The sequence below is a fragment of the Yersinia artesiana genome, from assembly GCF_902726545.1.
In the GTDB taxonomy this organism is placed as follows: Bacteria; Pseudomonadota; Gammaproteobacteria; order Enterobacterales; family Enterobacteriaceae; genus Yersinia; species Yersinia artesiana.
The window spans coordinates 35166-47776 of sequence record NZ_CACVAD010000013.1; the positions used below are offsets into that span (position 1 = coordinate 35166).

A 12611-nucleotide genomic window follows, 5' to 3' on the forward strand; every position below is an offset into this window, starting at 1 on the left:
CTTAGTGGGTCGCGTTAATGAGCGACAGTGCATAGTCCAGGACTTTATCGCCACGCTGCATTCCGTAATCCATCATATCAATGGGCTGAACGGGAATGCCGTGAACAGCAGCCTTTTCTGAGAGCATACCTAACATGTATTTCACTTGCGGCCCGAGTAGAACGACCTGATAGCGCGGAAACTGAGTATCAAATTCAGATACGCCAAAAGCATCAATCTCAACAGGAATTCCTCTTTCATCGGCAACGACCCGCATTTTCTTGACCAACATGCTGGTGGACATCCCGGCAGAACAACACAACATAATCTTGAACATCTACAACCATCCTCAAAATATAAAAACGGGATGAAAAACGATTTTGACACTATATGGAAACCGTTTTCCAATTAGGTAATGCGGTTGTTTCGAGAATGATTGGATATCATGCGGAAACCGTTTTCCATCCAAAGTGAGTGGAACTGTGATAGCCATCAAAGTCCAGTGTATAAAGGGATTATTTATTTGATGGCTATCACAGCTTTGAGGTTTGGATAACTATTTTGAAACGTGATGGAAATTCGGTTTCCATGGCAAATGGAAACGATTATACTCAGGAAGTAGTACCAGTTGGGCCAGAGTCGTATTTAGGAATGACAGGTAAGGACTAAAGCCTGCCGAGGAGAGAATCATGTCTACAATCAACGATGTATCGCGTTTAGCTGGGGTTTCTAAAGCCACAGTCTCACGGGTGTTGAGTGGTTCACGTGGCGTTAAGGAAGCCAGCCGCCTGGCCGTATTAAAAGCGGTCGATGAACTTAATTATCGGCCAAATGTTATCGCGCAATCATTATTAAGTCAGTCAACAGGCTGTATTGGTGTTATCTGTGCGCAGGAAAATATAAACCAAACCACCGGTTATTTGTATGCGCTTGAAAAACATCTGAGTCAGCATCAAAAGCATTTGCTGTTGCGTTTTGCCAATAACAAAGCTGAAGTTATGCAGGCACTGGATGAGTTGACCTGTGGTTTGTGTGATGACGTACTGATCATTGGTGCCCGTTTCCCGCTTAACCTCGCGGATGACAGTATTATTCTGGTCGATTGTATGGATGTCGATGCCACGAATAGTATCCATTTTGATCACGCTTTTGCCGCAGAAACCGCCTGTAATTATCTAATAAAACAGGGCAGAAGAAAAATTGCCTTAATAAATCCGGATACCAGCGGATATGTGGACGAAGTGCTGTTAGGTTATAAGCGAGCATTGGAAAATAACTTTTTACCCTTCAATCGTGACCTGATTTTTATGGATTCCGCCTCATCATCGGTTGCGTTACAAGTGCTACTTAATAGCAGTGCGACACTTAATTTTAATGCCTTGCTGGTGGCTGATGAGCGGGAAGCTCAAAGCGTTATTCCACAGCTCCAGGCGTTTAATAAATCTGTTCCTGATGACATTATGGTATTTAGCCTGGCCGGATCTTTACATTATCCGGGAGTGCCGACCATTCCTGCAATTGAATATTCTATGGATGCGATGGCAGCGAAAATAGTGGCATGGCTTAATGAGAAAACCAAAAGCGTGTTGGGTTCATACGCATTACGTGGGGATTTAATTATTCCGGATATGCCCGCCAGGAAATGATTTCTGTTTAAAATGGCGCGGTGACTTTCCCTCTGTTTATCACGTCTGTTGTAACAAATCTGTAGCAGCCATAAATTTGGCTGTACGCAGAGAATAGGTGCTGGCATAAAACGACGGGCTGCGCTAACGTGGCCTTCTTTGTCAGCCCCTGCTATTTGTAGACCTTCTGATGACACTATTCACGACCACCCAACACGCGGTAAAAACTGTTTTTAGGCCTTTTTTGCAAGACCGCTTGCTACATATTCTATTGGTTTTAGGTATCGGCCTGACCGCATTGATGCCCACAAAGATTTCGGCCTTCCCACAGTTTATTGACTGGACCACCATTGTCACTTTATTGGGATTAATGCTACTGACGAAAGGCGTCGAGGTGAGTGGTTACTTCGATTTTATCGGTCGGAAGATTATTAATACATTACAGACGGAGCGGCATCTGGCGCTGTTTTTAGTCTTGTCGGCCGCAGTGTTGTCCTCTTTTCTGACCAATGATGTGGCACTGTTTATCATTGTTCCACTGATTTTAACGCTAAAGAAAATATCTTATTTACCGGTTTCCCGCCTGATTATCTTCTCTGCACTGGCGGTGAATGCAGGCTCGCTATTAACGCCGATCGGCAATCCACAGAATATTTTATTATGGAGCCGTTCCGAGCTGTCATTTATTGGTTTTACACTCCAAATGGCGCCGCTGGCAGCAACAATTTTGTTGACCCTGCTGGCAGTGACCTGGTGGCGTTTCCCTGCGCGTAAAATTAACAAACACGCTACCAGCCCGGTTTATCCTTACCAGTCTCGTTTATTGCTCAGTTGCCTGGCGCTGTATGTGATTTTTATTATTTGTGTTGATTTAGGCTGGGCGGAGTATGGGTTATTGGTTGTTTTTACCGGGTTATTATTACTGGCGCGGCGCGTTTTACTGGCAATAGACTGGAGCTTGATCGTGGTCTTTATGGCGATGTTTATTGATGTGCGCTTATTGACTGAATTACCCGGCTTACAGTCGCTTTTCGGTGAAATCAAAACCTTATCTGCGGCTGCGGCTTATATATTGGGTATCGGGTTATCTCAAGTTATCAGTAATGTTCCGGCGACCATTTTATTACTTAATTATCTGCCTTCCAGTGCGCTGGTGGCTTATGCAGTTAATATTGGCGGCTTTGGCTTCGCTTTGGGGTCTATGGCCAATTTAATCGCGCTGAGAATGGCGGGTGAACCGGCCATCTGGCTAAAATTCCATGCATATTCACTGCCATTCTTATTCTGGAGTGCATTGGTCGGCTGGCTGTTATTAGCGTTCTGAAAGAAGGATAGCCACTTTATTGGCTCAGAGAGTAAATCTATGCCAATAAGTGACTCAATGCGCTTAGAGAAAAATAGCCAGTAAAAAAGCCATCACAATAATCAGCGCGATAAAGGCCAGTGATGGCTTTTGCAACAAAGTTTGTAATGACTGTGGCAGGGCGACAATCAGCGGGTTAATCAACGGTTGAATGGTTTTTTGATCTTCGGCTAAGTGCTGGGCGGCACTCGCCCGGTCTAATCGGGCGGCAAACAAGACATTAATGATGTCGTTTAACTGCGCTTGCGTTAGCGGTGTGGTTGGGCTGGCCTGGAAACGATTCTGACTATAATCAATCAATAGCTGCTGTTCCTGCGCATCGGCGGGCTGTTTCAGCGCCGTTTGCAGGTTAATCAGTGTCGGTGCGGTTTGCTGGCTGAGGGCCACTTTGACCTGCAAAAACTGGCTGAGTATTTGGAAATGGCGCGCGGGCAGCGGGTCATTGCTTTTCACTCCCACCATATCAAAGAGTGCTTGCCAAATTTTGGCGGGTTGCTCGCCGGTTGCTGCACTGAGTTTAGCCACCAACGATTGAATATGCTGATGTTCGGCAGGTAACAATGGCCTGTCAGTTATCGTTGTTAACTGGGGCTGGGGAATATTCAGCGTACCGGATTGCAGTAATACCAACACCTGTTGCAACTCAGCATGGCTTAATTGACTTAACACTGTATGACCAAACTGCTGACGGATAAAATCGCTCACCGCCTGGCGGTTATTGCCTTGGGGCAACAACTCGGTAAGCTGTTGGCGTAGCTGGTGATTGGCATGGTTTTCCTGAGCCTGAGACAAGCGAGTTTGCAGTAACTGCTCGGCTGGTTGGAAGTGGCGAGCCAGTAAATCACTGGTGCTGCTAAGGGATAAATCATGGCGCAACCCCGCCCAAATTTCGGCAGATTTTATCGGGCTAAGTGCCATGATCCGCACTATTAGCTTTTCCAACGTGGTGCGCTGTGCCGGGGTCAGCGCCCGCTCTTCCACTTGGCCCGCAGAGGGCAATTTGGTCGGTGCAATATTACTGCCATTGGTAATGGAGGCACCTGGGCTGTTCAAAGGTTGCATATAACCTGTCCTTCGCAGTGGAGGCGATAGTGTGGAAGATTCATCGGTGATCCGCGGGTAAACGCAGGTTGCTGGTATAATACCATGTGGGCGACCCATATGCCTTTGTAATGAAATGTCACTTTGGCTGATTGTTTAGGTTCAAAGATTGATAATCTAAATTATGCCGCTAAGATGGGCGCTCAACCTTGAATAGCATTGAGTTAACAATGCCAAGGATAATTTATTCGATGCAAGGTTGATCATGAATATCGTTGAGTGCGGATAGGGTTAAATAGGGATAATGTTTAAACGACAACGCGCCGCAAAGTGGTTCCTCTGTCTGGCTTGCCTGGTCATACTGGTTTGTATGACGCAACGCATTGCCAGCTTGCACGCGTTGGAAAAAAGTTTGCTTTTGCCATCATCATCACAGGTTGTTGCCGATGCAAACGACGCCCCAACCCCTTGTGAATTAAGTGCCAAATCCCTGCTGGCATCACCTCCCGTTCTGTTCGAATTAGCCATTTTCTCTCTGGGCTTATTGCTGCTGTTATTGGTACCCATCATACCCGCCAGCATGCGGTTCCCTCCGCCCAGAGTCATATCACCCAGCGGTTTGAGGGTGCATTTGCGATTATGCATTTTCCGGGAATAGCACAACAACTCCCTATGTTGTTGTAATTAATCTATTTCTGGAGAAAGACAATGCTCAATTTAAGCAAGACAGCTTTGTTCTGTCTGTTGCTGCTATGGATGCCCACCCTTTGGGCAGCAGATAGCGGCTGGCTGGTCAGTGCGCAAAATGACCATGCCAAGGTTCGAGTCCGTGCCGAGCCTTCTGTCGGTAATGAAACCCGTATGTTACTGAGCGTTCAGCTGGAAAAAGGCTGGAAAACCTATTGGCGCTCGCCGGGAGAAGGGGGCATTGCACCCGCTATTACCTGGTCGCCACCTCTTGAAACCGTAAAATGGTACTGGCCGGTACCGCAACGTTTTGATGTGTCTGGAATTTCTACTCAGGGCTATCATGAACAGGCCGTTTTGCCAATCGTGATTTCCGGTAAAGCCCCCACAACACTCAGCGGAACATTAACCCTGTCGACATGCAGTAATGTCTGCATTTTGACTGACTACCCATTTAGCCTGGATATGTCTGCGGCAGTCAGCGCTGAAAACCAGCAGCAATTTGAACACGATTTTGCCCAAGCGATGGGGCAAGTGCCGATTGCCAATGCATTGACCCCGCAAATTCAAGCGGGTTTTAGTCAGGGAGAAGTACAAATTCTTGCTCTGCGTGATGAAGGTTGGCAGCAGCCAGAACTGTTCTTCGACACCCTCGAAGATGTCGACCTCGGCAAACCGGTCGTCACGGTGCAGGGTAATCAACTCTCCGTGCGGGTGCCGGCTACCGATGGCTGGGGGGAGGGAACAGGCAATCTGAGCGGTAAGTCGCTGACTCTGGTGATAGCGGATGGTGGGCTGGCGCAAGAGGCGACGGTGACTATCGGATCCGCGCTAACGTTACCGCAATCTAGCTCCTCGTTTTGGTCGTGGATTCTGATGGCGCTGGCGGGTGGGTTAATCCTTAACCTGATGCCGTGTGTGCTGCCGGTATTGGCGATGAAGCTTGGTTCCATTCTGCAAACTGAGCATCAAACTCGCCGTCAGGTACGCTGGCAGTTTCTGGCCTCGTCTGCTGGGATAATCACCTCCTTCTGGCTGCTGGCCTTGCTGATGACGCTCTTGCGACTGGGTAATCATGCGCTTGGCTGGGGGATCCAGTTCCAAAATCCGTGGTTTATCGGTTTTATGGTCTTGGTGACCGCACTCTTTAGCGCCAACCTGTTCGGGCTGTTCGAGATTCAGCTCTCTTCATCATTGAATACCCGCATCGCCGCCCCACGCATTGAAAAAACGGGCGCTCGGGGGATGGCGGGCCACTTTGGGCAAGGCGCTTTGGCGACTTTGCTGGCAACCCCGTGTTCTGCTCCCTTCCTTGGTACCGCCGTGGCTTTCGCACTGGCGGCCCCAATGCCCGCGCTGTGGGGGATTTTTACCGCGCTCGGGGTGGGGATGAGTTTGCCGTGGTTGGCAGTCGCCGCGTGGCCGAAACTCGCGTTGTGCCTACCGCGCCCCGGCCGTTGGATGAATCACTTGCGGATCGCCATGGGCGTACTGATGCTGGCGTCCTGTCTGTGGTTACTTAGCTTGATGATCAGTCATATCGGCCTGCAAACTGCCATTATCATCGCCGGAATAGTCTTGCTGGCATTACTACTGGCTATTGGCAGACGTTACGGCGCTCGCATTGCCGCGATAGTCAGTTTAATCGCCGTGCTGATTGTTGGGGGATTACTGCTGGTGGGGTCATTAACCGCAGATTTATGGCGCAAACCGCTGCATGACAATATCCCGTGGCAGCCATTAACCGAAACAGCCATTAAAAAGGCGTTGGCCGAACATAAACGCGTGTTTGTCGATGTCACCGCCGATTGGTGTGTGACTTGCAAAGTTAACAAGATACACGTGCTGATGCGTGATGATGTGCAACAGGCTTTGCAAGCGCCGGATGTGGTGGCGTTACGCGGAGACTGGACGCGTCCTTCTGCGGATATCACCGCTTTTTTACGTGAACGTGGCAGTGTTGCCATTCCGTTCAACCAAATTTATGGGCCGCAGCAACCGCAGGGAGTGGTACTTTCTCCGCTGCTGGACAGTGATGTTCTGCTCAAAGTGTTGGCCGATGCGAAAGGAAATAAAAAATGAGAATATTGACTGTATTACTGTTTGTTATGTTTTCGAACCCTCTATGGGCGGCGGCTCCCTTCACCCCTGAACAGGAAGTTCGCATTAAAGAACTGATCCGTGAAACGCTAATCTCTAATCCAGATATTCTGGAACAAGCGGTCAATGCCTGGCAGCAACAGGCCAATGAAGCACAAGGGCAACAACTGAGTCAGTTTATCGCGGCGAATAAACAAGCCCTGTATCAAGATCCCGGCAGCCCGCGTTTTGGCGCGACGGCACCGCAACTGACCCTGGTTTCTTTCACCGACTACAATTGTCCATTCTGTAAAACATTTGACCCATTGTTGGAAAAGTTAGTCAAAGAGTACCCGCAGGTGGCGGTGGTGATAAAACCATTGCCATTCAAAGGGGAAAGCTCGGTGACCAGTGCGCGATTGGCATTGACTCTGTGGCAACAGCACCCGGAACAATGGATGGCTTTTCATCAGCGTTTGATGGCGAAAAAAGGCTTCCACGATGCGAGCAGTATTGCCGCTGCACAGAAAAAAACCGGGGTGACACCGGCTGCGCTAAGTGAGCAAAGTCTGAATGTGCTGCGCTCCAATTTGAAGTTGGCCGACCAACTGGGTATTCAGGGCACCCCCGCCACCTTAATTGGTGACCAGTTAGTACCGGGCGCGATTTCTTATCAAGAATTGGAAGAGATAGTGAAGCAACAACTGGCACAGGCGGGTAAATGAATCGCTTAAAGCGCTGGGGCAAAGAACTGATGGTTCTATTGCTGCTGGTGGTGGCGGTTTCAGTGGCAATGGATTGGTTGCGTAGCCCGCAAGCGCCTGCAAATTGGCCAGATACACCACGGCAAACGCTGGCGGGAAAAGTGGTTTCGTTATCCGAAATGAGTCAGGAAAAACCGCTACTTATCTATTTCTGGGCGACATGGTGTGGTGTGTGCAAATTCACCACTCCCAGTGTCAATCAGTTGGTGCAAGAGGGTGAAAATGTCCTGACCGTGGCGCTGAAGTCAGGAGACTCCGCACAAGTTGGGACTTGGCTGCGTAAAAAAGGTTACCAGTTGCCGGTGATAAATGACCCGCAAGGTGAGTTATCCGCCCAGTGGCAAATTAATGTCACACCGACCGTGGTTATTCTCTACCAAGGCAAAATGGTACAACACAGCAGCGGCTGGACCAGCTATTGGGGGATGAAACTGCGCCTGTGGCTGGCGTCCTTCTGACGTAATATTTTCCTGATAATATTTTCTCATAGATAGCCCAGTGCCATTAGGCTGGGCTTTTTTCTGCCCCGCACTCCCTGATAGCGGCACTTAGCCGGGTTATTCCTTGAGTTATCAATTCTGGGGAGTTGGCGGCAAAATTCAAACGCAAGGTAAACTCCCCGTAAGCTTCCTGGGTGTGAAAACCACCTCCTTTGGCAAAAGTCACGCCCGCTTGCCACGCCAGCGGCATCAGTTGAGAAATTGGCTTATTTTCAGGTAGTTGCAGCCAGATAAATAACCCACCATCAGGTATTTCAAACTGACAATCCGGCGGTAATGTCTGGGTGAGAGCCTCAACCATCACATCACGATGCTGACGATATAAACGGCACGCCCGCCGTAGCTGTTTGTCATATCGCCCGACGGTAACGAAGGCATCCAGCGCCCGCTGAATCAGGTTCGAACTGGTGAAACTATCTACATGTTTTAAACGTGCCAACTGCGTGTAGTGAGGTTGGTCAGCAACCAAATAACCAATACGCATGCTGGGCAGCAACATTTTGGAAAAGGTGCTGACATAGATAACCTCGCCCGGTGCCGCCAGTGAACGCAATGAAGGCAGTTTTTTGCCGCTGTAGCGCAAATCCCCGACGTAATCATCTTCAAGAATCGGCACTCCGGCGGCTCGTGCGATGTGCAATAGCTGATGGCGACGGCTTTCACTCAGACAGCGGCCCGTCGGGTTATTAAAATTAGGAATGCAATAAATAAGTTTGGGTTGATGCTTAACCAATAGCGCAGGCAGCGTATCCAATTGCATGCCCTGCTGATCACTGGGTAGTGCAACAACATTCACTTTATGTAGGCGAAACAGGGCAATTGCTTCGGCATAAGTAGGTTCTTCTACCAACACGGTATCACCTGGGGCCAATAATGATTGGCTCACCAAACTGATGGCGTGTTGCGAACCATTGGTTATTAGCAATTGCTCTGGGCGTGTCGCGATTCCCTGCGCAGAAAGAATGCGGCTCAGGGTATCGCGCAGCGGGTAATAACCGCAGTAATCGCCGTAACTGAATGCCTCCTCAGCATGACGCCGCAATATCGATTGCAGAATCTGGCGGAATTCATCCAGTGGAAAAATCTTTGGGCTGCCAATGCCCGCAGCGAAATTGATGGTGTCTGGGGGGAGGGGAATATCAGCATAACCGTCCAGCCGTGAAGTCACGGTGGTAAAACGGTCGAGTGGGAATTCCCCTGGTAATAGCGGCTGTGGCTGACTTGGCGGTGGCGAGAGATGGCGAACATAGGCACCGCTGCCGCGTCGTTGTTGCAAAAAACCTTTAGCTGCCAACTCGGCGTAGGCGTTATCCACCGTTAGGCGGCTGACGGACAATTCTGCTGCCAAAGTACGGGTTGACGGCAATTTATCCCCATCAGCAAAGACGCCACTGAGAATAGCCCGCCGCAGTGCTTCTTCAATTTGCAGATACAGCGGAATGTCTTGTTGGCGATCTAAGGGAATATGCATGTGATAACGCCAAAAGTGGCTCAGGCTAGAAATGATACTTTTACTATACCCAATGCCAACAAGGCTTCAAGCAAGAAAAAGTGGCCTGCATCAATCAGGAGGGAAGTGGCTCTGGTGGCAAAAAAATGGCGGAGTAAAATTGCCTTAAATTAAGCAATGTCGTCAATCTAATGAGGCTGTTATGGCAATGCCGGCGGGATTACCCCCATCTATAATTCGTGCTCCGCTGGTGGGAAGCGGTTTTTTGACCGGTAAACGGCAGGGGTATGTGCTGGCGCTTATCAGTGCCATGTTATTGGGTTTTACCGGGATTATTATCCGCATTCTCACTGCGCATTATCATTTGCCGACTTCAGTCTTAGCTTTTTGGCGGGCAGGGTTGGTCGCCGCCGTTCTGTTGCCTATTTTATTAGTGATCAAGCCTGAGTGGGCCAAATTACGCCGCGATCAGGTCAAATTCTATTTGGCTTATGGCCTGTTGCTGGCGGTATTTAATGGCTTATGGACAGAATCTGTGGCGTTAAACGGCGCATCGATATCCACCATTTTGGTGTATTGCTCGGTAGGTTTTACTGTTTTTCTGGGCTGGATTTTTTATAACGAATATATGGGTTGGCGTGAGTTCTTCGTTATCGTGATTAGCATGGTGGGCTGTTTTCTGGTCAGCGATGGGGTGAATATCACGGCGGCAGATTTTAATTTTGTGGGTTTATTCATTGGATTGGCGTCGGGAATTGGTTACAGCTTTTATACTCTGGCCGGGCGAATTGCCACGGAGCGCCGTTACCCTGTGTGGAATACCATTTTATATGTGTTTGGACTTTCCGCTGTGTATCAATTGATATTTAATCAACTGTTGTTGTGGTTCCCAATACAGGGGTTACAGCAGATGGTGGGAAATCTGTTCTTTTTATCCATCGGGACAGAAGGTGTGCAATGGTCTGGCTGGTGGTTATTGCTGATTCTGGCCGCTGGCCCGACATTACTGGGCTTTGGTCTGTTTAATCTGAGCTTGAAAACGCTCCCGCTGGCCGTCGCCAGTTTAATACTCACCCTGGAATTGGTGTTCACCGCTGTAATTGCTTATTTTCTATTGGATGAAATCTTATCGGCTGCGCAATTACTGGGCAGTGCATTGGTTTTATTGGGCGTATTAATGCTACATAGAAAAGATAATACTCAGGGTGAGATAGCAACAGCGAGTAATAGTGTTATCTCACCCTGAGAGTGTTTATTACGCGGTTTTTCGACGTAATGGTGTGCGCAGACGTTGCGCTAATATCACCCCTGCGAGCGTAATTCCGCCGCCAATCAGATGGTAACTGTGCAACTGTTCATGCAGGAAAGTCACGGCGATAATGGCGGTAAACACTGGCGTCAGGTTCATAAATATCGACGCGGTATTTGCCCCCAGTCGCATGACGCCGTGAATCCATAAATAAGGCGCAATAATAGAAGCGGGAATGCCGGCAAATAATACCAGCGGGATATTCTGTGCCGTTAATTGAACATCCGCGGCCAACAGGAAGTTCGGTAATAACAGCACCACACCAAAGACAATTTGCATATATAGGGATTGCCAGTTAGGTAATTGAATCGCCCAGCGCTTGGTTAACACCCCGTAGAGAGCATAGGCTGCCGAGGCACCAAGCATCATCAATTCACCTTTGCCGATGCCATGTTGCAGCAATTGCGCCGGGTTACCCGCGCTGACCAACCACACCAATCCCCCTAATGACAATACACTGCCCAGCGCAATCCCGACGGTAGGCGCCACACGTAGCACCACAATGCTAATAAGCACGGTTAATAATGGAATTAACGAACTGAGTATTCCCATAAACAGGGCGCTAACACTGTGGGCAGCGTAATAAGCCAGGCTTTGGTACAGCACCATCCCCAATAACCCCAGAATCATCAGTTTCCACCAATAAACGCGGATTGCCTGCCAGTTGCGGATAACGCCCATTAGCAAAAATGGCGTTAGGGTCAGTAATGCCAGTACCCAGCGATAGAAGGAGATTGCCGCCGGATCAATAGCGGTGGCGGAGACCTTGCTGACCACGGCATTAATTGACCAGATAATCACCGCAAATAAGGGGAATAACACATTCATGCACATAATTCTCATTGAGATACTAATGCGGTGCAGTGTAACGCTGTCTGATTTATTCTATATACTGATAATCAGACAATCGTTGCCGTGATTAAGACAACTTTAAACGGGCAGAGCTGTAGGCCGCAGGGTATGAATGACGATGATAAAACCTAATCTCCCGATGGTCGCGGCCACCGCGCCGCAGAATCTCTCTTTCCGCTGCGAGATATACAATGCCAATACTGAATTTCTGCCCCATACCCATTCCTATGGGCAATTGATATGTGTGAAATCGGGTGTACTGGCCATGAGCATTGGCGGGCAGCGCTTTTTGGCTCCGCCTGAATTCAGTGTCTGGATCCCCGCTGGCGTCGAACATTCCAGTTATAACCGTAAATCAATGCATTTTCGCGCTATCGATATCGCGTTAGAACACTGCAAAGAGTTACCCACCTCAGCTTGTCTGATTAATGTCAGCCCGATTTTTAATGCCATCGTGGAGGATTGTTTCGCCCGTGGTTTATTAATGCCGCAAAGCGAACAAGATTTGCGCTTAAGTCTGGTGCTGATTGATCAGCTCAGAGTCTCACCGGTGCAGTGCACCTATTTGCCGACCTCACAAGATAAGTTGCTATCGCCCATTTTGGCAGCGCTGGAACGCTGTCCATCAGACAATACCTCGCTGGCAGTTTGGGCCAAACGGGTCTATACCACTGAACGAACCTTATCACGCCGTTGCCAGCAAGAGTTAGGTATGGCATTTAGTGAATGGCGGCAACGTTTGCGTTTTTTACATGCAATTTCGCTACTGGAACAGGGGAGAACGGTGCAAAGTGTGGCACTTGATGTAGGCTATAGTTCAGCGTCAGCTTTTATTACCATGTTCCAGCAAATTTCGGGGACGACACCAGAGCGTTTTCGTCGCACCAATCCCCTTCCTCCTTGAGGCCGCAGAGGGTTGGCTACGTTTACGCACCCGAATCACTGACTTGAGTCAGCTCATC

12 protein-coding genes are annotated in these 12611 nt (G+C 49.0%); 8 read left to right on the top strand and 4 right to left on the bottom strand.

Annotated features, from left to right (window positions below):
• Window position 1 precedes the first annotated feature (1 nt).
• Window positions 2-316: a PTS sugar transporter subunit IIB gene (locus tag HU019_RS06085; RefSeq protein ID WP_050078370.1), complete on the bottom strand. Its 315-nt coding sequence runs from the start codon at window positions 314-316 to the stop codon at window positions 2-4.
• 352 nt (window positions 317-668) lie between these two features.
• On the opposite strand from HU019_RS06085, the gene HU019_RS06090 reads away from it, so the two are divergent.
• Both HU019_RS06090 and HU019_RS06095 read left to right on the top strand, forming a co-directional pair.
• Complete coding sequence (locus HU019_RS06090) at window positions 669-1625, top strand: LacI family DNA-binding transcriptional regulator (protein ID WP_174846905.1); 957 nt, start codon at window positions 669-671, stop codon at window positions 1623-1625.
• 169 nt (window positions 1626-1794) lie between these two features.
• Window positions 1795-2928, top strand: coding sequence for an SLC13 family permease (locus HU019_RS06095; RefSeq protein ID WP_174846906.1), 1134 nt, complete (start codon window positions 1795-1797; stop codon window positions 2926-2928).
• A gap of 63 nt (window positions 2929-2991) precedes the next feature.
• Here the strand turns inward: HU019_RS06095 and flk are convergent, their stop codons facing one another.
• Window positions 2992-4029: a flagella biosynthesis regulator Flk gene (gene flk / locus HU019_RS06100; RefSeq protein ID WP_174846907.1), complete on the bottom strand. Its 1038-nt coding sequence runs from the start codon at window positions 4027-4029 to the stop codon at window positions 2992-2994.
• Window positions 4030-4312: 283 nt separating this feature from the next.
• Between flk and HU019_RS06105 the strand changes: the two genes are divergently transcribed.
• Genes HU019_RS06105 through HU019_RS06120 form a run of 4 tightly spaced genes read left to right on the top strand, consistent with a single transcriptional unit; the run spans window position 4313 to window position 7996 of the window.
• A complete protein-coding gene (locus HU019_RS06105; protein ID WP_174846908.1) occupies window positions 4313-4666 on the top strand; it encodes a copper resistance protein in 354 nt (117 codons plus the stop codon).
• 50 nt (window positions 4667-4716) lie between these two features.
• Window positions 4717-6777 carry a protein-disulfide reductase DsbD family protein gene (locus HU019_RS06110; protein WP_174846909.1) on the top strand — a complete coding sequence of 687 codons (2061 nt, stop codon included), beginning with the start codon at window positions 4717-4719 and terminating at the stop codon, window positions 6775-6777.
• Entirely contained in the window at window positions 6774-7499 is a 726-nt protein-coding gene (locus HU019_RS06115) for a DsbA family protein (protein WP_174846910.1), read from the top strand. Before HU019_RS06110 ends, HU019_RS06115 begins: the two co-directional genes overlap by 4 nt.
• Window positions 7496-7996: a protein disulfide oxidoreductase gene (locus HU019_RS06120; protein ID WP_174846911.1), complete on the top strand. Its 501-nt coding sequence runs from the start codon at window positions 7496-7498 to the stop codon at window positions 7994-7996. Before HU019_RS06115 ends, HU019_RS06120 begins: the two co-directional genes overlap by 4 nt.
• A gap of 46 nt (window positions 7997-8042) precedes the next feature.
• Here the strand turns inward: HU019_RS06120 and pdxR are convergent, their stop codons facing one another.
• Window positions 8043-9509 (bottom strand): MocR-like pyridoxine biosynthesis transcription factor PdxR, encoded by a 1467-nt coding sequence (gene pdxR, locus HU019_RS06125; protein WP_174846912.1) that lies wholly within the window; start codon window positions 9507-9509, stop codon window positions 8043-8045.
• A gap of 181 nt (window positions 9510-9690) precedes the next feature.
• Here pdxR and HU019_RS06130 point away from each other — a divergent pair, with 181 nt between their 5' ends.
• Window positions 9691-10734 carry a DMT family transporter gene (locus tag HU019_RS06130; RefSeq protein WP_174846913.1) on the top strand — a complete coding sequence of 348 codons (1044 nt, stop codon included), beginning with the start codon at window positions 9691-9693 and terminating at the stop codon, window positions 10732-10734.
• Between the two features lie 9 nt (window positions 10735-10743).
• On the opposite strand, the gene HU019_RS06135 is transcribed toward HU019_RS06130, so the two are convergent.
• Window positions 10744-11625, bottom strand: coding sequence for a DMT family transporter (locus HU019_RS06135; protein ID WP_174846914.1), 882 nt, complete (start codon window positions 11623-11625; stop codon window positions 10744-10746).
• Window positions 11626-11767: 142 nt separating this feature from the next.
• Between HU019_RS06135 and HU019_RS06140 the strand changes: the two genes are divergently transcribed.
• Window positions 11768-12553, top strand: a complete 786-nt coding sequence (locus tag HU019_RS06140; RefSeq protein ID WP_050078399.1) for an AraC family transcriptional regulator — start codon at window positions 11768-11770, stop codon at window positions 12551-12553.
• Window positions 12554-12611 lie beyond the last annotated feature (58 nt).